Origin of the sequence: Bacillus sp. 03113 (genome assembly GCF_006546985.1) — a bacterium.
In the GTDB taxonomy this organism is placed as follows: Bacteria; Bacillota; Bacilli; order Bacillales; family Cytobacillaceae; genus VATK01.
Map to the genome: position 1 here is coordinate 1 of NZ_VATK01000007.1, position 21,184 is coordinate 21,184.

Annotated in this window: 20 protein-coding genes; 16 read left to right on the forward strand and 4 right to left on the reverse strand. The window is 36.1% G+C overall.

The features are described 5' to 3' along the window. The first annotated feature begins 591 nt into the window (after window positions 1-591). From FDO66_RS07625 to FDO66_RS07640, 4 genes are all read left to right on the forward strand, one after another. Entirely contained in the window at window positions 592-1,608 is a 1,017-nt protein-coding gene (locus FDO66_RS07625) for a zinc-binding alcohol dehydrogenase family protein (RefSeq protein ID WP_141432255.1), read from the forward strand. A 197-nt stretch (window positions 1,609-1,805) separates the two neighbouring features. Continuing rightward, a complete protein-coding gene (locus FDO66_RS07630; protein ID WP_141432058.1) occupies window positions 1,806-2,600 on the forward strand; it encodes a GNAT family N-acetyltransferase in 795 nt (264 codons plus the stop codon). Window positions 2,601-3,081: 481 nt separating this feature from the next. Next, entirely contained in the window at window positions 3,082-5,193 is a 2,112-nt protein-coding gene (locus FDO66_RS07635; RefSeq protein ID WP_258535649.1) for an RNA degradosome polyphosphate kinase, read from the forward strand. A 125-nt stretch (window positions 5,194-5,318) separates the two neighbouring features. Continuing rightward, window positions 5,319-5,681, forward strand: a complete 363-nt coding sequence (locus FDO66_RS07640) for a hypothetical protein (protein ID WP_141432059.1) — start codon at window positions 5,319-5,321, stop codon at window positions 5,679-5,681. A 64-nt stretch (window positions 5,682-5,745) separates the two neighbouring features. On the opposite strand, the gene FDO66_RS07645 is transcribed toward FDO66_RS07640, so the two are convergent. Continuing rightward, window positions 5,746-6,279 (reverse strand): hypothetical protein, encoded by a 534-nt coding sequence (locus FDO66_RS07645; protein WP_141432060.1) that lies wholly within the window; start codon window positions 6,277-6,279, stop codon window positions 5,746-5,748. Between the two features lie 173 nt (window positions 6,280-6,452). On the opposite strand from FDO66_RS07645, the gene FDO66_RS07650 reads away from it, so the two are divergent. The 3 genes from FDO66_RS07650 to FDO66_RS07660 all read left to right on the forward strand — a co-directional run bounded on the left by FDO66_RS07650 (window position 6,453) and on the right by FDO66_RS07660 (window position 11,410). Beyond that, the gene (locus FDO66_RS07650) at window positions 6,453-10,721 is read left to right on the forward strand and encodes a cation-translocating P-type ATPase (RefSeq protein WP_258535650.1); all 4,269 of its coding nucleotides are present in this window, start codon (window positions 6,453-6,455) and stop codon (window positions 10,719-10,721) included. Between the two features lie 163 nt (window positions 10,722-10,884). Beyond that, window positions 10,885-11,148, forward strand: coding sequence for a DUF5132 domain-containing protein (locus tag FDO66_RS07655; protein WP_141432061.1), 264 nt, complete (start codon window positions 10,885-10,887; stop codon window positions 11,146-11,148). A 22-nt stretch (window positions 11,149-11,170) separates the two neighbouring features. After that, window positions 11,171-11,410: a hypothetical protein gene (locus tag FDO66_RS07660; RefSeq protein WP_141432062.1), complete on the forward strand. Its 240-nt coding sequence runs from the start codon at window positions 11,171-11,173 to the stop codon at window positions 11,408-11,410. Window positions 11,411-11,456: 46 nt separating this feature from the next. Here FDO66_RS07660 and FDO66_RS20790 read toward each other — a convergent pair whose 3' ends face one another. Together FDO66_RS20790 and FDO66_RS07665 are read right to left on the reverse strand one after the other, a co-directional pair. Next, entirely contained in the window at window positions 11,457-11,615 is a 159-nt protein-coding gene (locus FDO66_RS20790) for a hypothetical protein (RefSeq protein WP_181444487.1), read from the reverse strand. A gap of 207 nt (window positions 11,616-11,822) precedes the next feature. Beyond that, entirely contained in the window at window positions 11,823-12,128 is a 306-nt protein-coding gene (locus FDO66_RS07665) for an ArsR/SmtB family transcription factor (protein ID WP_141432063.1), read from the reverse strand. A gap of 113 nt (window positions 12,129-12,241) precedes the next feature. Between FDO66_RS07665 and FDO66_RS07670 the strand changes: the two genes are divergently transcribed. The 5 genes from FDO66_RS07670 to FDO66_RS07690 all read left to right on the forward strand — a co-directional run bounded on the left by FDO66_RS07670 (window position 12,242) and on the right by FDO66_RS07690 (window position 16,324). After that, complete coding sequence (locus tag FDO66_RS07670) at window positions 12,242-13,426, forward strand: MFS transporter (protein ID WP_141432064.1); 1,185 nt, start codon at window positions 12,242-12,244, stop codon at window positions 13,424-13,426. A 40-nt stretch (window positions 13,427-13,466) separates the two neighbouring features. Then, window positions 13,467-13,916: a GNAT family N-acetyltransferase gene (locus FDO66_RS07675; protein WP_141432065.1), complete on the forward strand. Its 450-nt coding sequence runs from the start codon at window positions 13,467-13,469 to the stop codon at window positions 13,914-13,916. Window positions 13,917-13,979: 63 nt separating this feature from the next. Continuing rightward, window positions 13,980-14,804 carry an IclR family transcriptional regulator gene (locus tag FDO66_RS07680; RefSeq protein WP_181444488.1) on the forward strand — a complete coding sequence of 275 codons (825 nt, stop codon included), beginning with the start codon at window positions 13,980-13,982 and terminating at the stop codon, window positions 14,802-14,804. Window positions 14,805-14,869: 65 nt separating this feature from the next. Beyond that, entirely contained in the window at window positions 14,870-15,382 is a 513-nt protein-coding gene (locus tag FDO66_RS07685; protein ID WP_141432258.1) for a type 1 glutamine amidotransferase domain-containing protein, read from the forward strand. A 117-nt stretch (window positions 15,383-15,499) separates the two neighbouring features. Next, window positions 15,500-16,324, forward strand: coding sequence for an aldo/keto reductase (locus tag FDO66_RS07690; RefSeq protein WP_141432067.1), 825 nt, complete (start codon window positions 15,500-15,502; stop codon window positions 16,322-16,324). Between the two features lie 123 nt (window positions 16,325-16,447). Here the strand turns inward: FDO66_RS07690 and FDO66_RS07695 are convergent, their stop codons facing one another. Beyond that, the gene (locus FDO66_RS07695) at window positions 16,448-17,470 is read right to left on the reverse strand and encodes an LLM class flavin-dependent oxidoreductase (RefSeq protein ID WP_141432068.1); all 1,023 of its coding nucleotides are present in this window, start codon (window positions 17,468-17,470) and stop codon (window positions 16,448-16,450) included. Window positions 17,471-17,694: 224 nt separating this feature from the next. Here FDO66_RS07695 and FDO66_RS07700 point away from each other — a divergent pair, with 224 nt between their 5' ends. The 4 genes from FDO66_RS07700 to FDO66_RS07715 all read left to right on the forward strand — a co-directional run bounded on the left by FDO66_RS07700 (window position 17,695) and on the right by FDO66_RS07715 (window position 21,040). Then, window positions 17,695-18,288: a molybdopterin-dependent oxidoreductase gene (locus FDO66_RS07700; protein ID WP_141432069.1), complete on the forward strand. Its 594-nt coding sequence runs from the start codon at window positions 17,695-17,697 to the stop codon at window positions 18,286-18,288. Between the two features lie 35 nt (window positions 18,289-18,323). After that, on the forward strand, window positions 18,324-18,809 hold the full coding sequence (locus FDO66_RS07705) for a YbaK/EbsC family protein (RefSeq protein WP_141432070.1): 486 nt from the start codon (window positions 18,324-18,326) through the stop codon (window positions 18,807-18,809). A gap of 125 nt (window positions 18,810-18,934) precedes the next feature. Further along, on the forward strand, window positions 18,935-20,143 hold the full coding sequence (locus FDO66_RS07710; RefSeq protein ID WP_141432071.1) for a macrolide family glycosyltransferase: 1,209 nt from the start codon (window positions 18,935-18,937) through the stop codon (window positions 20,141-20,143). A gap of 255 nt (window positions 20,144-20,398) precedes the next feature. Beyond that, window positions 20,399-21,040, forward strand: a complete 642-nt coding sequence (locus FDO66_RS07715) for an NAD(P)-dependent oxidoreductase (RefSeq protein ID WP_141432072.1) — start codon at window positions 20,399-20,401, stop codon at window positions 21,038-21,040. Window positions 21,041-21,184 lie beyond the last annotated feature (144 nt).

Consider the following 21,184-nt stretch of genomic DNA (forward strand, 5'->3'; position numbering starts at 1 on the left):
AAAAATCGGAAGAAATAAAGAAATTCTTTAGAATTAGTGAGTGAATGTGGTGCAGGCGGGAAACCCTATCAGCGGGCCTTTTAGGCCAAGGCCGGTAAAAGAGGCTTTCAGCCGCAGAGCAAACCACCAGTTCACACTGGTGGTTTTGATTTTATATCGTTATATTCCAATATTTGATTATATTATTCAGCAGCAACATATGGTTATCTAGACCAGTATACATTAATGGACCCTACCAGTTTGGGATAATGATTGCAAAGGATGGCTTTGCCATTGTAGGAAATCGTTCATTTATGTACAAGATTTTTCATAAGCGTAGATGGATTAACCAGGGCTAATTGATGAAATCATAAATAAAAAAACTGGAATTCAAGGAGTATATATCTCAGTTTCTTGTTTTGCCTTTTAAACTTAATATGTTAAAAATAATTGCTCATCCATATGTTTATAGAACACAATAGTATAAATATTGATACTATACCACAATCATGTGCGTACTTACTATTTGTGAATATAATCTCGTATATTTTAACTGTAGGCAAAATATTGAAAAACATTTTTATACAAAAGGAGAGTTATCGTATGGCAGAGATGAATGCAGTGGGATTGTACAAATACCTTCCCATTAGTGAGCCTGAAAGTCTTATGGATGTGACTATCCCTAAGCCTAAAGCTGAAGGAAAGGATATTTTAGTTAAAGTTAAAGCTATTTCAATTAATCCAGTTGATACGAAAGTAAGGGCACCAAAAGATAAAAAAGAAGAAACGCCGAAGATCCTTGGGTGGGATGCTAGTGGAGTGGTAGAAGAGGTAGGTCCAAATTGCACTTTATTTAAACCAGGAGATGAGGTTTTTTATGCAGGAAGTATCACAAGACCTGGTACATATAGTGAATATCAAATAGTGGACGAAAGAATTGTAGCGAAAAAACCACAATCATTCAATTTTGCAGAAGCAGCCGCGTTGCCATTAACAGCTATTACAGCTTGGGAAGGTCTGTTTGATCGATTAGCAATTGATTTCAATCATAAAATAGAAAATGAAAACAAAAAAATTCTTATTATCGGAGGTGCAGGAGGAGTTGGCTCTATTGCCATTCAATTAGCTAAGTTAGCTGGTCTTACGATCATTGCTACTGCATCTCGGGAAGAAAGTAAAAAATGGGTAAAAGAGCTTGGAGCAGATTATATTATTAATCACCATCAACCGTTCCTCTCTCAAATTAAAGAATATGGTTTTGATGAAGTGGATTATATTTTCTGTCTCAACGACACAGATCAGCATTGGTTAAATATGGCTGAGGTCATTACACCACAAGGTAAAATTTGCTCGATTGTTGAGAATAGCGAACCGCTTGACCTTAATGTTTTAAAAAGCAAAAGTGTTACATTTGTATGGGAGTTTATGTTCACTCGTTCAATGTATCAAACACCAGATATGGTAAAACAGCATGAACTTTTAACACAATTAAGCCAGCTAATTGATGACGGAAAAATTCGTACAACATTAAAAGAAAAGCTTTCTCCGATCAACGCTGCCAACCTGCGTAAAGCTCATGCTATGGTTGAAGAAGGAAAAATGATTGGTAAGATTGTTTTAGAATATTAACAATTTACGTGAACCACCCTTAATAATAGAGCCTGTTTTATCAACCCAAACAGGCTCTTAACATATTTAACAAATTTACTTACTAAATCACCCCGCTTTTCCACTAAAAAGTCCTTCCTGCAACAATTCCTTTGCAGTAGAATATAAGCATATTCATTAGAGTAAAAAAATTCCAACTGTGAGGAGAAGAAAATAAAATGATCAGACGATTAAGCAAAAGCGATCATGAAGCTTGTTTCCAACTGTTAAAAAAGCAGCCAGCAGAGAATTTATTTATCATTGGGGACATTGAAGCATATGGATATGAGCAATCATTTCAAAAGATATGGGGAGAGTTTAATGAAGACGGTACATTAATAGCTGTTTTATTAAAATATGAAGAAAATTACATACCGTTTGCGATAGGTGAATTTGATGCTGAAGGATTCGCTGACATTATATCTAGTGATCCTTCTTTTTTGATGATGTCGGGAATAAAAGACATTACAGAAAAAATTGAACTGTACTTAAAGCAGCCTCTTAAACGAAAAAGACAAACCTTTTATGCCAAGTGCAAAAAATTAAATCCCAACATCATAAATATGGATGTCTCAAACGTCCAACAAGCGCTCCCAAAAGATGCAAAAGAACTTGTAGAATTAATTAAGGCAATTCCTGAATTTGATTCAACGATAAATGAAGAGAGAAAACGCCGGGAGTTACAAGAGGGAGTTTCACGATCTTTTTTTATCAAGGAAGATGAAAAAATGGTATCAACAGCTTCGACCGCAGCGGAAAACTCCTTTTCGGCCATGGTCGTTGCAGTAGCTACGTTAGAAAAATATAAGAAAAAAGGATATGCTACTCAGTGTATGGTCAAGCTTTGCGGCAAACTTCTAGATGAAAATAAAGAACTTTGCTTATTTTACGATAACCCCGAAGCTGGAGCAATTTATAAACGAATCGGTTTTGAAGATATTGGTTATTGGATGATGTATACGTATAAAAAATAGTTGAGTACAACGAATATAACTCTGAAAAATCCCACCTCTTTATATTTAGAAGTGGGATTTTTATATTGGTAATTTCTAAAGCAGCTGAGTACCTAATTCCACGTCCAGTATGTACTAGCGCTAATTAAGACTAATCGGACAGCACTCTGTCTTGCAAGACTAGCCTAATTCCAAAAAAAGTGTATCTTTTTATACTGTTGCTAATAAAGTAATGAAAAAGAAGATGAATAGCATCCTAAATTTTGTACAAAATAGTAGAAAAAATATGCAGATTCAATCCAAATTCATGGTGTGAATCCAAGGGGGGTTTGAAAGTGCGAGGTTATTTTTGGAAGAGAACTAGGTGGAGATATTATCGTTTGTGCAGGATTAGAAATTCATTTAAATGGATTTAATTAAAATAATCCAAATTTATTTTGAAAGATAAAAAACAGTAAGCTAATTGTCATAAATCCCGTCCTTAAAAGGTGTGAAATGAAGATTGCCAGAGAAGATTGATATAAATGATCCGAATTATTATAATAACCGCGAACTTAGCTGGTTAGCTTTTAATAAACGAGTCCTAGAAGAAGCAATAGATGAACGAAATCCTTTATTGGAAAGGCTTAAATTCCTGGCTATTTTTAGTTCAAATCTGGACGAATTTTATATGGTCCGTGTTGCTGGTCTTAAAGATCAGATCAAAGCAAGATTTACGAAGCCAGAAAATAAAGCAGGATTGACTCCAAAGGAACAATTAACACAAATTACAAAATTCTCTCATGAATTGGTTAATACACAGTACAATACATTTAAACGGCTTTTAACTATGTTAGAAAAAGAAGAGGTTACTTTCCTTTCTATAAGTGATCTCTCACATGAAGCATTGCTTGATCTTGATGAGTATTTTGAACAATTTATTTTGCCGGTATTAACTCCAATGGCTGTAGATGCTTATCGACCTTTTCCGTTATTGGCTAACAAAAGCATTAATCTTGCAGTCGTCTTATCAAGTAAAGCGGAAAAAGGAACGATCAATAATAAATTGGCTATCGTACAAGTGCCAAGAGGACTGGAACGATTCATTGAAATTCCTAATAAAAATGAAAATATGAACAAACAATTTATATTAATTGAGAATGTCATAAGCTACTTTGTACATAAGTTGTTTCGCGGGTTTCATGTTAAGTCCGTGACACAATTTCGCATAACGAGGAATGCTGATTTAGAAATAGATGAGGAGGATGCAAGAGACCTATTAAAAGAAATAGAAGAAGAGTTAAAAATGAGAAAATGGGGAGAGACCGTCCGGCTGGAAATATCAAAAAATTTCATGGATGAAGAAATATTAACTTATTTATTAAGCGAGCTGGAAATTCATGAGAAAGATGTTTATTTTTTATCGGGTCCTCTTGATTTAACATTTCTATTTCGATTTTATCAGCATGTTTCTCCGTTGAAGGAACATCTAACTTTTGAAACGTTCATTCCGCAGCCTTCTAAAGATCTTAACATGGATAGAAGGAAACAAAGCATATTTGATATAGCTGCACAAGAGGATATACTTCTGCACCATCCTTATGAATCATTTGAATCAATCATTGATTTTATTAGATGTGCTGCTTCGGATCCAAATGTTTTGGCAATCAAACAAACCCTTTATAGAGTAAGTGACGATTCCCCTATTATTGATCTTTTAAAAAAGGCAGCTGAAAACGGGAAACAGGTACTTGTACTTGTTGAATTAAAAGCAAGGTTCGATGAGGAACATAATGTACATTGGGCAAAAGAGCTTGAAAAATCAGGTTGTCATGTCATATACGGGAAAACCTTCTTAAAAACACATAGTAAAATTACGCTCGTTGTACGCAAGATTAATGGAAATATCCAACGTTTTGTTCATTTAGGAACTGGAAATTATAATGAAGAAACCGCAAAAATTTATACAGATTTAGGGTTGATTACATCAAATTCTGAATTTGGAATAGATGCAACTAATTTTTATAATTATTTAAGCGGGTTTATGGAAAAACCAAATTTTCACCATTTTTTGATGTCACCCATGGATATTCGTGATGATTTCATTCGGTTAATTGATAAAGAAATTAAATTCCATGAAAAATATAAAAATGGCAGAATTATCGCCAAGATGAATTCATTCACAGAAAAGAAATTAATTATGAAGTTCTATGAAGCTTCACAAGCTGGAGTTAAGATTGACCTTATCGTTCGTGGTGTATGCTGCCTCCGTCCTGGAATTAAAGGGGTAAGTGAAAATATTCAAGTGCGCAGTATCGTTGGCCGTTTTCTAGAACATAGCAGAATATATTATTTTCATCACAATGGAAAAGAAAAGACCTTTCTCTCATCAGCTGATTTAATGACAAGAAATATGGAAAAACGAGTTGAAATTGCTTTTCCTGTTATTCAAAAAGAAAAAAAGGATCGAATTAAACAAATACTATCTACTCTTCTTTCTGATAATGTGAAAGCTCGTGAACAAGATGAGTACGGATGTTATTCTTATGTAAAAAATCGTTCAGACCAGAAAGAAATTGACAGTCAAACGGTTTTTTTCGAACTGGCTTACCAAGCTTTCGATAAAGAAGAATAATGGTGCATTCACTCCTTATTTATGTCCAAAATTTCTCATTTTCACATGGATCGCTGAAATGATAAATATTCTATTATGGTTTAAAGATGAATTGGGTACATTAAAAAAAGAAAGGAGGGGTCAGCATGTTTAAAGGAGTTTCGCTTTGGGCAGGGGTCATTTCAGGTGGAATGGCACAATTAAAAGACACTCAAGCTATGGCTTCTGGTGAAATGGGAGTGAAAGAATATTCCATTCAAACATCCCAAAATCTAACTGGCAGTTTAGGGCTTATGGCAGGGCTTGAGTACGGAGCGGTACTTGGATCAGCTGTTTTGCCAGGTGCAGGTACAATTATAGGCTCTATTATTGGAAGTATGATTGGAAATCGGGTTGGGAATATTGCAGGCTATCAAGCCGGTCATATTCTTTTTGATAATCAACTTTTGAATAACAATCGCTTACTTAATCGTGAACAGACAAGACTTTTTAATGAAGAGGCTACTTAAGATCTACCCAAAAATTGATTCCAAAAAAATGCTTCAATAAAAAAAGAGGGTATACCCTCTTTTTTTATTGAAGCGGTGGTTTTCCCATTAGAGAATTAAATGATTTATCACTCAAAACATTTTGTACGTTGTTTTGTGTACGAGTACTTTTCTTTTTGGGGATAGATTTATTTCTGGCGTTTTTTGATACAGGTGCTTTAGGAGTATGATCAATCGTATGATCGATTAATTCTTCTCCAGCTTCCATGGAGTGAGAAAAGCTCGATGCAGGCTTTTCCATTGTAAACTTCATATCATCAAATACATGACTCATTTTTGATTTTGTTGTTTCTCCGGCATTTTTAATCATTTCTGAAAAATCTGGCAGATTCATTTGTTCTTTTTCAACTTTGGCTTCTTCGGCAATGGTTCCGATTTCTTTTCTTGCCGTGCTAGATAGTTCTTTCACTTGATCGCCAACCGAAAGTAATGCAGCAGCCCCCTTCACGACCATTTTTCTTGTCGCTCTTCTTGCATTTGGTGACAAGGTTAATATTATAGCAGCTGCACTAAGGGCAATACCCAGCGGATTGTTAAAAGAAAATAAACGCTTGAACATTTACAAACCTCCTCATATTCTTCATTTAATCTTTTCCAAAACAGCCACAAAATATCCTAAATGTTTCTTAATTTTTTTGTAAAGAAAATGTATAGTTCGACTAAAAAAGCTCAAAATAGTTGAGTATATCTAAAAGGATAAGGATAGAATCTCTAAAGAATGGGGGGTGCGAAATGGCTATGGAATTAAATTATAAGAAAAGATCTTTTCATGTTATTAGAGGAAGATTAAGAACAGAGCTTTATGGTTTAAAAGATGATCCAAAGGTTGCCCTTTGCTTCAAACAAGCTTTTTCCTCCATTGAAGGAATACAACATTTAGAAACGAGCATTATTACAGGGAAAATTCTTATACATTTTGACGAAAATGTACTTAATGCGAGTCAATTATGTATGTGTATTTCCGAATTCGAAGAGATTTTATTTCATCAATATTATGAGATTCAAAAAGAGGAAAATCTAGAATCACATATATACGATCCTTCTAATGTTCCAGTAGAGACTTTGAAAGAAGTCGCAGCAACGGCTGATTATCCTATCGGCAATGGCAGAAAAGGCTCTTCCATGCAAAATGGTGTCAGCTTTTTCTTTGATAGAATGCCTGATCAACGGGCTCGTGCACCTGCAGATGATAAAGTTCCATTGCCGCTTGCCTTATCCGTCGCAGGACTCGGAATTTTAGGAATTAAACAATTATTTTTTGGAAGATCTATGCTGGCAAGACATCCTGTTCCATTTTATATAGCTGCAGCTTTATCTATTGGTACAGGTTACCCTTTTATTAAAAGAAGGCTTCAAAAGTTTTGGAAAGAAAGAAAATTCAATCTGGATTTTTTGTTATCCGCTAGTGCTTTAACATTAGCGATTGTTCGTGAAAACTTAGTTGTCCTAGCAGGTTTAAGCTTGATCCAATACTTGAATTGGAAAAGTAGAAAGTCAATAAAAAGAGATGTAATGGATCAGGAATTTGTTTCAGAGGAAATGGAATCGTATAGCCGTTCAGCAGGAAAGATTGGATTTATCGGAGCTGCTGCAGCGCTTGCTGTTACGCGTAATCCGGTTATTTCTTTAGCTGTATTGCTTGCTGCCAATCCGCGCCCAATCATTGTTTCTACAGAATATACGTGGAAACAGGCAGACCATATGGCAAGGAAGAACAAAGAAACCATCCCTCATAACGGTTCTCTTTATCAATTATCCAAAACCAATACGGTCGTCTTTGAGGATGCGTCCTTACTTTCTACCGATGGAACCCTTCGTAAAGAATGTGTTCCTCTTTTCTCTCTATTAAAGGGAGGAAAAGTGGCATTTATAAACAATCAAAATAAAGTGGATTTAAATAAAATAAATCAAAATTTAAAAGAATATCAGGTTCAACTGATTTCCCACCAAAAATTAAGCATAAAACGCCGTGAAGATGTACTCATGGTTATTAAGGATGAGGAAGTAGAAAATAATAATGTCATTTCCTTTTACCCATACTGTACGTTCAAGCAAATATCCAGTATTGCAAAAACGATGGAAACTAGTAATGATGTAAAAAACTTAGTCAAGCAAAATTTCCGTATCACAAAAGCATGGAACTTGGTCGGTAGCATCATTGCTATGCCACTTCTCATAAGTGCACCTCTGATTAATCTTATTGGAGACGCATTATCATTGACATTTATGTCAAGAGCAAATAAATGGTCAGAAAGAAAATTTCGTTCCAATCAAAGTATGTATAAGGAAAATGGTTTAGTTTCGAATAAAATTCCTTGGCATTCAAAGAAAAAGAATGAAATATTACATTATTTTCATATTGACACAAATAATGGGCTTAAATCTGAGCAAGTAACGGAGGCTGCCCGTGTATATGGGCAGAATCAGCTTGTTTCAAAAGTACGCCCACATTGGTTTAAAACATATATAGGTCAATTTAAAGAATTTACGACTCAAGTTCTTGGAGCTACTGCCCTTTTAAGTGCTTTGACAGGGCATTTGTTTGACGGTTTAATTATGGGAACCATTCTTCTGATTAATGCAGGAATCGGTACATTCCAAGAAAGAAAAGCAGATCGTGCAGTAGAAACAATGAGTCAATTTGTTCCACCTAACTGTCGAGTTATAAGAGATGGTTCGATAAAAGAACTTGCCGCTTTTGATTTAGTTCCGGGGGATATGGTCGAATTAGAAGCAGGTGACCGAGTCCCTGCCGATCTTCGTGTGATTCAATCATGGAGCTTAGAAGTGAATGAATCAACATTAACTGGAGAGTCTGTTCCTGTTGAAAAGAAGGAAACGGAGTTAAACGAGGACGTTCCGATCACGGATCGTTCGAATATGCTTTATATGGGCACACACGTTACAAAGGGGAAATGTAAAGCAATCGTTGTGGAAACAGGTAAGAATACGGAAATGGGGCACTTATTAGCTCTTTTATCAGAAGATGAAGATCATACAACTCCCCTTCAAAAGCAGGTTACATCGATTAGTAAAAAATTTATGAAAGGTGCTCTTATCGTTGGCGGGATTGTCTTTTTGACAGGTTTATTAAGAGGTATGCCGTTAACAGAAATGGTCACAACCTCTGTTGCATTAACAGCATCTGCTATTCCAGAAGGGCTTCCAATCACGATTACATTTGCTCTTACAGCAGGCGTTTTCCGCATGGCGAAGAAAAAGGCATTAGTTCGTAAGCTGTCCGCTCTTGAAACATTGGGAAGAACGACGGTGATTTGTTCTGATAAAACAGGTACCTTGACGAAGAACGAAATGACGGTTAAAGGAATTGCAATGGTTGATCATGAATATGAAGTAACAGGTGATGGGTATGATACGAAAGGAACCATTACAGGAAATGATCAGTCTGAAGCATCCTTAGAAGATTTAAATCTGCTGTTAAGAATTGGGCTGCTATGCAATAACTCAGAGCTATTTGAGGAAGATTCCAAATGGAAAGTAAAAGGTGATCCAACTGAAGGCGCTCTTCTTTCTTTGGCAGCTAAACGTGGGATGTTTGCAGAAAAACATCAGCACTGGAAGCGGACAGAAGAAATTCCATTTGACTCAAGCAGTGGAAGAATGAGTGTCGTTTGTCATGAAGTAAACAAAGAAGAAGAATGCTTTGTCATGTCAAAAGGTTCTGTAGAAAAAATATTGAATACTTGCTCACACTATCAGAAAAACGGAAAGATCTATTCGTTAACTGAAAAGGTGCGCACTCAAATTATGAAACAAAATGATGCTTTTGCCCATCAAGCATTGCGTGTCTTAGGTTTTGCATACAGGAAAATAAATAAGCAACCAGGCTGTTTACAGGATATTGAGAATGATCTTATCTATGTAGGAATAGCAGGGATGATGGATCCGCCAAAACCTGAAGTCGAAAAAAGTATTCGTGAAGCGGTCAAATTAGGAATAAGGCCAGTTATGATCACAGGAGATCACCCGCTTACGGCTCTTTCTATCGCAAAGCAAATTGGAATTTACGATGATAAAATGAAGGTGGTAACGGGACAAGAGCTTGATCAGCTTTCTGACCAACAATTGAAATCGTTTATTGATGATATTGCCATTTTTGCAAGAGTAACTCCCGAGCATAAGCTTCGGATTGTAACCACTCTTCAACAAAAAGGGCATATCGTGGCCATGACTGGTGATGGAGTAAATGATTCACCAGCGATAAAAAAGGCAGATATCGGCATCGCCATGGGACAAACAGGAACACAAGTGACAAAAGAAACAGCAGATATGGTATTAAAAGAAGATCATTTTGGCAATATTGTTGATGGAGTAAAAGAAGGCAGAACGATTATAGGGAATATTCGGAAAGCAATTGGGTGCTTGTTAAGTGGAAATCTAGCAGAAATTCTTGTCACTTCCATGGCTGTAATGGCAGGTCTGCCACTCCCGATTGTACCTGTTCAAATTTTACTTATGAATATGCTGACTGACGCTCTTCCGGCAATGATTCTTGCTGTAAATCCTGGCAACAAAACAAAAGAAACAAAACGCCAGGAAATCGTCGATAGCACTTTATACAAACAGGTGATTACTCGCGGGTTCGTTCTAGGATTAGGTGCTTTAGGTCTCTTCATTTGGAGTCTAAGCTCCGGTATGTCATTAGCTACAGCTCAAACAGCTGCTTTCGCAACGTTAGTAGCGGGACAATTGATTCAAACGTTCTCATGGAGGCAAGCAGATTCAGAGGAATCAATGAAAGATTGGACGAGAGACCGTTTCTTGGTAGGAGCACTTGGAATATCATGGCTAGCACTATTAAGCGTGATCTATATCCCGCCATTAGCAGGAATCTTTAAAACCGTTTCTCTGCCTCTTTGGAACTGGGGTCCAATTCTTTTAGTAGCAACTGCTTCGACTCGGCTTGCAAAACCTTTATCAAATTTATGGATAAAGTCTGTATCACCTGTAAATCGTAACGTTCAACTGAGAGTAGCTTAAAGGATAAAATGATACTTTTTTCAATGGGGGTAAGAAGTGCAGAAGTACTGAGGCAGACGATGCAACAGGATAAAGCGCCTTCGTCTGCTTTACTCCCTACCTTTGCTTCCTTAATTCTCGTTTCGAGAGAAAATTTAATAATGTCACGAAAGGGGTCAAATTTGTGCTTGAAAGAAATATACAGCGTATTGTTGTAGGATCGGCATTGGCACTTGCAACTACAGCATTATTGCCTGTCGTTAAAAAGACTTTGCGTCCAATTGTCCGGGATATGTCGAGGCAAATGAAGTATTTCATTGTCGTGACAAAAGAAGGACTGGAAGATATTGCAGCTGAAGTAAAGTTTGAAAGAATGAGAAAAAGCCTCGATAAAGATATTTTTATCGATGGTGAAGGATATGAGGTCGAAAATCAAAGTCGTTTATAAAAAAGTAGAGGAGTAGAGTAACATGCAAAATCAGCAGGAAAACGAGGTGATTACTCATTTAAGACAGGCCTTATCACACCTAGATGAAGCATTACATTCGACGATTCAATCGCTTCGTACAGATCCAGCCTCAAAAAATGCAATGGGTTCACTTTGGGAAGAGTTCCTCGGAACATTTTTTGGACGAGTAAGAACAGTAGGAAAACAAAATAAAATTAATCTGCTTAATTTAATCTCATTTTCAAGGTTGAAAAAATTTTAAGTAATTAGGTTTAGAGGCGACCCAAAACAAAAGGTCGCCTGCTCTATTAACGTTTATTTTGTGATTTAGCTCTGTTATAGTGTCGTTGTGTACTCATATGTGAAATGGCATCATCTACTATATTTTTTGCTTTTTTGTTACTGTCATCTTTTTCTTTCGCTTTTTGCTCAATCTGGTTAACTTCATTCGGGGTATTTTCAAACATTTTTCATCACTTCCTTCAATTGTTTTTGTTCATATTTTCTGTAGAAATGATGATTAAAATAAACGGAACTATTTTCCTTTTTTCTGTTATACTCTATTAGCTACAGCAACCCCTATTAGGGAAAAATTAGAAAATAGAAAAATGTTTGTAAAAAAGTCTATAGTTGAATAAGAAAAAGGCAGCCTAAATGATTGCCTTTTCTTATTTTTACGATTCCAGCCCCTGCAAAATAGCCGTTAGTAATCCAGGAAATCTCTCATTCAAATCCTCATATCTCAGAGATATAAACCGTTGGGTCCCTTCTAATCTTGTGTTAATAATCCCTGATTCTCTAAGCACCTTAAAGTGATGAGAGAGGGTTGATTTTGGGGCGGATATGTCTAGTGAGCTGCACGATTGTTCACCATTTTTATCTAAAATGTTAATGATATTAAGTCTTATTTGATCACTCAAGGCATAGAGTACGGTTGATAGATTGATTTCATTACGGTTTGGATGATAAAGAGTTCTCAAAATGTTCACCTACCAAAAAATGATAAATTATGGTTGCATTATATCACATTTCGATCTATAATTTCTTTAATTCGATTATATTCGAACTATAGAAAAAGGGAGAGAAATTGGCTTTGAAAAAAATAATAAGTGTATTTTTCTTTATGATGTTCATCATAGGAACCGATACGTTCATTGTTTCACCACTTTTGCCAACACTTCGAAATGCTTTCGATATTTCTATTGAAAGTTCAGGCTGGATTGTTTCTGCTTACGCTTTAGGATATGCTGTATTTGCATTGATTGCAGGTCCTCTTTCGGATGGATGGAATCGAAAAAAAGTCATGATTGCAGGAATGATAAGTTTTGGTGTGTTTACCTTGCTATGTGGTTTTGCAACGGGCTTCTGGACCATGCTTCTCTTTCGGTTTTTAGCAGGGGTGAGTGCTGCATTTACTTCCCCACAAGTATGGGCTTCTATTCCACAATTAGTACCGCCAAATAAAATATTAAAAACAATGGGAATCGCTACCGCAGGTCTTGCTGTTTCTCAAATGCTCGGAGTGCCTATTGGAAGTTATCTCGCGACTTTTGGATGGAAAACTCCGTTTGTTGTGATTGGAATCTGCTCTTTCATCATGGTTATTCTCATTGTAGCCTTACTTCCGTCAATACCAGTCATTATTTCAAAGGACAAAGCTCCTTCTATTTTTGAACGCTATCATACATTATTAAGTGAATCAAAATCAAAAATAGCTTTCCTTGCTTATTTTATTTTTCAATTAGGAAACTTTGCCGCTTTTTCATTTATTGGAACATGGCTATCTGATCAATTTTCGCTTAGTGTTGCAAGTATTGGATCTGTTATTTTGTTTCTTGGTCTTGGGAATACGTTAAGCAGCTTTTTTAGTAGTCGATTTGTTCAAAAATTAGGACTTAAAACCTCATTTGTTTTTGGAATGATTTTACTCGTGATCCTTTTTGTATTTCTTCCATTTTTACCTAACGTAGTATCTATTGCAGGTATATATTTTTTGATTTTTTTCATTTTAGGAATGCTATTTCCACTCATGATGACTTTATTACAAACACTTTCTTCTACAGCTCGGGGAACAATCTCCTCTCTTGCGAACTCATCTATGTATTTCGGAGCAACCATCGGATCCTCTGCAGCTGGAATTCTTTACGCAAATATGAACGGCTTTTTTTCTGTTATCTTATTTACCGTACTTAGCTTTATTTTTGCCTTACTATTATTTATAAAATGTGGTGTTTTGCCTTCCCGACAAAAAAGTGATTCTAAAAATGCCACCGCTTAAGTTTATATTGGAGTCGATTTTTTAAGGAGAGTAAATATTCATGATATCTCAATTAAATGTGAATAAGAAAAGGGTTGCTAATGAAATATTATCGATCCAAATTCCAGCTTATAAAGTAGAAGCAGCCCTTATCGGTTTTGATGGAATTCCGGCTTTAAAGGATACGATAGAAACGATAATGGAATGTCGAGAAACTTTTATAGGCTATGTGTTAAATCAAGATTTAGTTGGATTTATATCTTATACAGAATCAGATAATCAATTAGATATATGTCGTCTAGTTGTTCATCCTCTTCATTTTCGTAAGGGGATAGGCAAAGAGCTTGTTCAGAACATCCTCGACAAAGTTTCGGTCAATAAAAAAATCGTTGTTAGCACAGGGAAAAAGAATACACCTGCAAAGAAATTATATAGTAGTCTTGGTTTTCATGAATGTAAAGACGTTGAAGTAGCTCCTGGGATTTTCATCACCTTTTTTGAAAAAAATTAGATTGAACTTATTTGAACACATTTTATCCATTATGGATAAAATGTGTTTTTTAATTCTCTTTATTTGAAAATAAATGTTTATCTTGCTATTCTAATGATGGAATTAGAAAATTCACTAAAAAATAAGGCGAGAGTTATGCAGAACCGAAATGACGTAGGAACATTGAAAAAAGGCTTAGATATTTTTCATTTACTTGTAGAGCATTCGAGCTTATCGACTAAAGAGATCATTCAGAAGCTACAGCTAAATCAAAGCACTGTTTATCGTTTAGTAAGTACGTTAGAACAAAATCATTTCATTGTAAAAAACAAGGAAAATCGATATGAGGTTTCTGATGTGCTTATTTCAAGGCTTCTCCAACGAAATCAGCAAAAGCATTATGACTTGATGTGGAGATCTGTTTCGTTCATGGATGAATTAAGTAATAAAACGGGGGAGACTTCTTATATTGGGATGCTCCAAGGGGCAGAAATTATGATCACACAGGCTGTACAAGGAAAATACGCTACACGAACACATCATGAAATTGGGGATCGATTAGCTCTTCATACTGATGCCATCGGGAAGTGTATTTTGGCTTTTCAAGACATAGAAGAGCAAATACGTATCATTGACGAATTATCTTTAGATCAAAAGACGGAGCATACTATTACATCTGCAGATTTATTTCGTAAGGAATTAGACTGTATTAAAAAGAACGGTTATTCCTTAGATAATGAAGAAGCTGAGATTGGCGTTAGATGTGTAGGGGCACCAATATATAAAGGAGATCAAGTAATTGCTGCGATAGCAATATCTGGACCCTCGGTTCGAATGAGTAAAGACAAGGATGCAATTCATATAGATTTGGTAAAAGCATGCGCAAGAGCAATTTCAGCAACACTTTAAGGAGAAAAGGAGACGAAGGTGAAAGCCTTTGTTTATCCCTAAATAAGTTTGGGAGGAAATAGATGATGAGTAAAAAAATTGCTACTGTCATAACCGATTTATTTGAGGATGTAGAATTTACAGAGCCTGCCAAAGCATTTGAAGCAGCTGGGCATGAGGTTGTAACAATTGAAAAAGAAGCAGGCAAGGAGATTACAGGTAAGCATGGTGAAAAAATAATGATTGATAAAGCGATTGGTGACGTAACTCCTGCCGATTACGATGCGCTTCTTATTCCTGGAGGGTTTTCACCGGACCTATTACGTGCGGATGATCGTTTTGGAGAATTTGCTAAAGCATTTGTACAAGAAAGCAAGCCTGTTTTTGCTATTTGTCATGGCCCGCAGGTGTTAATAGACACTGACCTTCTTCAAGGCATCGATATAACTGGATATCGCTCTATTCGTAACGATTTGAAAAATGCCGGTGCAAACTACAAGGATGAAGAAGTAGTTGTAAGCAGCAACATTGTAACAAGTCGTACTCCTGATGATATTCCTGCATTTAATCGTGAATCATTAAAGCTATTATCTAAATAGAAGGAAAAAATTGATTAAGCAAATTAGAAAGTTATTTTAACTTGGAAGTAACAGTATCGACATATGAAAATAAAGTTTGTTTAAAATCTTATCTCGAAGTCAAAGGAGAAATGATGTATGAATATTGTTACGCTAAATAACGGATTAAAAATGCCTCAGCTTGGATTTGGGGTATGGCAAGTTGAAGATGGCAAAGCGACCACTGCTGTTTCTAAAGCAATTGAAGTAGGATACACTTCTATCGATACAGCGATGATTTATCAGAACGAAAGAGGAGTTGGAAAAGCGATTCAACAATCTTCTGTTCCTCGTGAACAGCTATTTATTACGACAAAAGTTTGGAATAGCGATCAAGGCTATGAAAATACGCTGCGTGCTTTTGATGAAAGCTTAGAAAGATTGGGTCTTGATTATGTTGATTTATATTTAATTCACTGGCCTACTCCTCAATATGATGAATATGTTGACACGTACAAAGCTTTAGAAAAGCTATATCATGAAGGTAGAGTCAAAGCGATTGGGGTATGTAACTTTGAGATTGAGCATTTAGAACGTCTCTTTAAAGAATGCGATGTCAAGCCTGTTTTAAATCAAGTTGAATGTCATCCATACCTTTCTCAAGATGCATTAAAAGATTTCTGTGCTAAACATGACATTTTTGTGGAAGCTTGGAGTCCATTAGATCAAGGTGGAGAAGTGCTGCAAGATGAAGTCATTCAAACCATTGCTAAAGCACACGGTAAAACACCAGCACAGGTTGTGCTGCGCTGGCACTTGCAAAGTAACTCTATAGTTATCCCTAAATCTGTTACACCAGCACGTATCGAAGAGAATTTTAATGTATTTGATTTTGAGTTAACGGCAGATGAAATGGAAGAGATTAATAAACTAAATCGTAACCGCCGCAAAGGTCCAAAACCAAGCGAAATGAATGTAAGATAATAGAAAGAAGAAAAAAGAAGCGACCATATCATCGCTTCTTTTTTGTATAATAAATTTAAAGTTAGTTGTTAACGGGTTATTCCTAAACTAAAACAAACTGCCCCGCAACATGTTTTTTAAATCCTACTTCGTAATTTCAGCTACGATTTCAAACGAACGAAGACGTGCATTGTGATCATATATTTGGCCATTCACAATCATTTCGTCTGCTTGTGTTTTATCTAAAAATGCCTGCAGCTTTTCCTTAACCGTTTTTGGACTTCCTGCAATCGATGAACCTATTCGCTGCTTAAGTAATTGCTTTTCATATTCGCTCATTTGCTCTTCTAGGTTCTCAATAGGCGGCCGAAGCGGTGTTAAGTTATTTCTAATAAGGTTTATAAATTGTTGATGCAATGAAGTCTGTAAGAGTTCGGCTTCTTCATCAGTATCAGCGGCAGCAACGTTTACACCAACCATAGCATATGGTTTGCTAAGTGCGTTTGAAGGCTTGAAGTTACGACGGTACAATTCTAAAGCTGGCAACGTGTACTCGGGTGAAAAATGACTGGCGAAAGCAAAAGGGAGACCTAACTGCCCCGCAAGCTGTGCACTAAACCCACTCGATCCTAGTAACCAAATTGGAATTGCTAACCCCTCACCTGGAAATGCTCGAATAGGCATTCCGCTAGATGCCATAGATGGATCGAAATAAGCACGGAGCTCAGCTAACTGCTCTGGAAAATCATCGCCGCTGCTTCTGCGGTCGCGTCTTAAAGCGTGTGCTGTAAGCTGATCTGTTCCGGGTGCACGACCAAGGCCAAGATCAATTCGCCCAGGAAAAAGAGATTCGAGAGTTCCAAACTGTTCTGCAATAACAAGAGGTGCATGGTTTGGGAGCATAATTCCGCCTGAGCCTACACGGATTTTTGATGTTCCTCCTGCTACGTGCGCGATAACGACAGAGGTAGCTGAACTAGCGATGAAAGGCATGTTATGATGCTCTGCCAGCCAATACCGATTATAACCCCATCTTTCAGCATGCTGAGCAAGATCAAGTGTATTTTGTAGAGACTGAGAAGGGCTGCCTCCTTCGATAATTGGAGAAAGGTCAAGGATTGAAAATGGTATATCACTTAAACGTTTTGATCGATTATTTTCTGACATGATCTCATCTTCTTTCTTTCACAATACATGTATTAGGGTCATTATTCTGGCGTTTATTTAGCAAATTTCCATTAAAACACATCTACATTCTATCAATTTAAGATCATAGTTTAAAATATATTGACTTGATGGAAGGAAGCGTTTGATCAATAGGTTTGCATCTTAGAAAGCAAGTAGATATGATTTAATTATTATCAAAAAAATATAAGAAAGGTTGAAGCGAAATGGCGAACCAGCTGCCACCAGGACAATTTGAAACAGACAAATGGCCTATTTTGCACGAAGGTGATGTTTATAAATTTAATGAAGACATGTGGAATTTTAGGCTTTTTGGCGAGGTTAAAGAAGAAGTTAGTTTATCCTATTCAGATGTTATGAAGCTGCCAAAAACGGTATCAACCATTGATATGCATTGTGTTACGACGTGGTCTAAATTTGGAACCTCCTTTGAAGGGATTGCACTCCGCGAGTTAGTTAACTTAGTAGACCTTAATAACAATGTTCATTATATAAAAATATACGGCTACTACAATGGAGATCGGTTTGGATATTCAGCTAATTTGCCATTGGATGCACTGTTTGGAGACGATGCACTGTTTGTGTATAAATGGAAGGACCCAAATCAAGAAGATTGGCAATATATTTCCCCAAAACATGGATACCCGTTACGTTTTATTCCACCCTCTTCGTTTTATTTATGGAAAGGATCCAAATGGGCTTCTGGCATTCAATTTATGAAAGAAGACGAAGCTGGATTTTGGGAAGGATTCGGCTACTCAATGACGGCAAATCCGTATAAAGAGGAACGATATCGCTGAAGTGTTTTAAAATTAAAGTAGAGTGAGTGATTAAGGTGTCTCTAGAAAATGTCAAAGCTTATTTGCAACAATGGAACCGAGATAAGGATATTATTGAACTTGAATTGTCTAGTGCTACTGTTGAATTAGCGGCTGCAGCTCTCCATGTTCAACCAGAAAAAATTGCAAAAACCATTGCCTTCAGAGGGGGTGAACAAGAAGACGCTATACTGATCGTAGCTGCTGGAGATACAAAAATTGATAACCAAAAGTTTCGCCATACATTTGGAATGAAGGCTCGAATGCTGACTCCTGAGGAAACGTTAGGACAAACAGGGCATGCAGTCGGAGGTGTTTGTCCGTTTGGGTTGAAACATGATTTACCTGTTTTTATGGATGTATCACTACAGCGCTTTGACATTGTATTCCCTGCCTGCGGCAGCAGAAACACAGCAATTGGACTTTCTTGTGACGAACTATACAAATATGGTGCTGCAAAAAAATGGGTGGATGTTTGTAAAGGATGGGATGAGAATATTTAAAAATTGAGAATTTTAACTGAATATATACAAATATATGCTATAAAATTGAAGTACAAATAGTGTGGTATTCATTTTAGTTCGTAATACAAATATAGATCGAAAAAAACTTGGAGGAGTGATCTGTAATGTCGAATATATTAATGATTAATTTTCCAGCAGAAGGGCATGTGAATCCTACTCTCGGCATAGTAAAAGCATTTACAGAACGGGGAGACAACGTACACTATATTACAACTGAAAAATTTAAGGAAAGACTTGAAGGTGTTGGAGCGAAGGTTCATCTTCATCCAGATTTACTTCATAAAGCCTCCATTAACGCTGCTACTCCTTCAGGGATGAATGCATTTTTGAACATTCATATTCAAACTTCGTTAGACACACTTGAAATCACGAAACAATTATCAGAAAGCATTCAGTTTGATTTTGTTTTTTATGATAAATTTGGAGCGGGTAAATTAGTAAGAGACTACTTAAATGTACCAGGTATATCTTCATCTCCATCATTTTTAGTTCCAAACGAATTTTTTAAAAAACATCCATTTCATCCTGACTCCGAAACTCCAATTCATCCAGATCAAAACGCTGAAAAATTATTGGATCAAATCCAAAAAAGATTCGGTGTTTCACCAGAGAACATGCTTCAATTCATGAATAATGACGGGGAATTAACGATCGTATATACAAGCAGGTATTTTCAGCCAAACAACGAACTTTTCGATAAAATCTATATTTTTATCGGTCCAAGCTTTCCGAAGAGAAAGGGAACGAATCACTTTCCTCTTGACGAATTAAAAGATAAAAAAGTTCTTTATATTTCAATGGGAACGATTCTAGATCAAGTAGAAGAGTTTTTTAATACATGCATTGATGCTTTTTCAGATTTTCAAGGTAAGGTTGTCATAGCTGCTGGTGAAAGGGCTGATTTCAGTAAAATTAAAAAAGCACCCGATAACTTTATTATTTCTTCCTATGTCCCTCAATTAGAAGTGCTAAGTGAATCAGACGTTTTTATTACGCATGGCGGAATGAATAGTGTCAATGAAGGCATCCACTATAATGTACCCCTAGTTGTATTACCTCACGACAAAGATCAGCCAATGGTTGCTCAGCGACTAATAGAGCTCAGCGCTGGTTACAGATTATCAAAAGATAATATTCACACCCAGTCTCTGAAAGATGCAGTAAATGAAGTTCTATTAAACAATGAATATAAAGAAGGAATCAAAAAAATTAATGATAGTTTCCATGATTGTGGAGGGGTAAAGCTAGCACTCCAAGAAATTGATTCTTATTTAAAAATGAAAACTATTCATAAGGAAAGCAAGAAGTGTTGAGGCTCCCACCCTTTATGCCATACCAATAGTTTACTTTTTTAACTAACTAATATTTTTATATTAGTTAGTTGACTTTATATTTATTTGTAACTATAATAGTTACATAAAGTTATGGTATATAATTTAACTTTTTCGGTAAAATAAGTAGAAATATAGCGTGAATTTTTGAATTATAGTGGATTTAACTTTATTTTTTGTAATTGTTAAAGTTACATATTTACATCTCTATAATGGTAATAATAAGGAGGAAATAAAATGAAAATTGGAATCATTGGTGCAAGTGGGAAAGCGGGAAATCTGATTATGAAAGAAGCGATTGAAAGAGGGAATGAAGTGACCGCAATCGTAAGAGATGCGTCTAAGATTACGGAACAAAATGTTGGTGTGTTAGTAAAAGATGTACTTGATTTGACTTCAGATGATTTAAAAAAATTTGATGTAGTGGTCAATGCTTTTGGGGCGCCATTGGGACAAGAACATCTTCATGTGGAAGCAGGAAAAGTATTAATTAATGCGCTGAAAGAAACACCACACACAAGAATCATTGTTGTTGGTGGAGCAGGAAGCTTATACGTTGACGAAGCGAAAACAATACGAATTTTTGAAACTCCTAATTTTCCAGCGCAGTTTCTTGCAACGGCAACAAATCAAGGGAAGAATTTAGAGGATTTAAAACAGTCAAAAGAAATTCAATGGTCATTTATAAGCCCTTCAGCCCTTTTTGATCCAGAAGGGCCAAGAACGGGCTCTTACCAAACAGGAAAAGATCATCTTCTCTTCAATTCTAAAGGCGATAGCTATCTTAGCTACGCGGACTTTGCCATTGCCGTTTTAGATGAAATAGAACATCCAAGACATATAAACGAACGATTCACTCTTGTTTCTGAAAAGGAATAAAATCACAATACTGCTACCACTAGATTAAGAAATGCTTAAACTTCTAACAAAAGTAGTTTTTGCATTTCTTTTTTTGATGGAAAATAACAAATAACAAAAAGTAAAATTTGTCACTTGTTTCTTTGTGTGTTAATCTTTTATCAA

Excerpts from the sequence above, each read along its gene's own strand:
- FDO66_RS07700 (WP_141432069.1), top strand. The coding sequence starts at position 17,695 with ATGGCGAACCAGCTGCCACCAGGACAATTTGAAACAGACAAATGGCCT.
- FDO66_RS07685 (WP_141432258.1), top strand. The coding sequence starts at position 14,870 with ATGAGTAAAAAAATTGCTACTGTCATAACCGATTTATTTGAGGATGTA.
- FDO66_RS20790 (WP_181444487.1), bottom strand. The coding sequence starts at position 11,615 with ATGTTTGAAAATACCCCGAATGAAGTTAACCAGATTGAGCAAAAAGCG.
- FDO66_RS07640 (WP_141432059.1), top strand. The coding sequence starts at position 5,319 with ATGTTTAAAGGAGTTTCGCTTTGGGCAGGGGTCATTTCAGGTGGAATG.
- FDO66_RS07645 (WP_141432060.1), bottom strand. The coding sequence starts at position 6,279 with ATGTTCAAGCGTTTATTTTCTTTTAACAATCCGCTGGGTATTGCCCTT.
- FDO66_RS07695 (WP_141432068.1), bottom strand. The coding sequence starts at position 17,470 with ATGTCAGAAAATAATCGATCAAAACGTTTAAGTGATATACCATTTTCA.
- FDO66_RS07675 (WP_141432065.1), top strand. The coding sequence starts at position 13,467 with ATGATATCTCAATTAAATGTGAATAAGAAAAGGGTTGCTAATGAAATA.
- FDO66_RS07660 (WP_141432062.1), top strand. The coding sequence starts at position 11,171 with ATGCAAAATCAGCAGGAAAACGAGGTGATTACTCATTTAAGACAGGCC.
- FDO66_RS07690 (WP_141432067.1), top strand. The coding sequence starts at position 15,500 with ATGAATATTGTTACGCTAAATAACGGATTAAAAATGCCTCAGCTTGGA.
- FDO66_RS07710 (WP_141432071.1), top strand. The coding sequence starts at position 18,935 with ATGTCGAATATATTAATGATTAATTTTCCAGCAGAAGGGCATGTGAAT.
- FDO66_RS07650 (WP_258535650.1), top strand. The coding sequence starts at position 6,453 with ATGGCTATGGAATTAAATTATAAGAAAAGATCTTTTCATGTTATTAGA.
- FDO66_RS07625 (WP_141432255.1), top strand. The coding sequence starts at position 592 with ATGAATGCAGTGGGATTGTACAAATACCTTCCCATTAGTGAGCCTGAA.
- FDO66_RS07630 (WP_141432058.1), top strand. The coding sequence starts at position 1,806 with ATGATCAGACGATTAAGCAAAAGCGATCATGAAGCTTGTTTCCAACTG.
- FDO66_RS07715 (WP_141432072.1), top strand. The coding sequence starts at position 20,399 with ATGAAAATTGGAATCATTGGTGCAAGTGGGAAAGCGGGAAATCTGATT.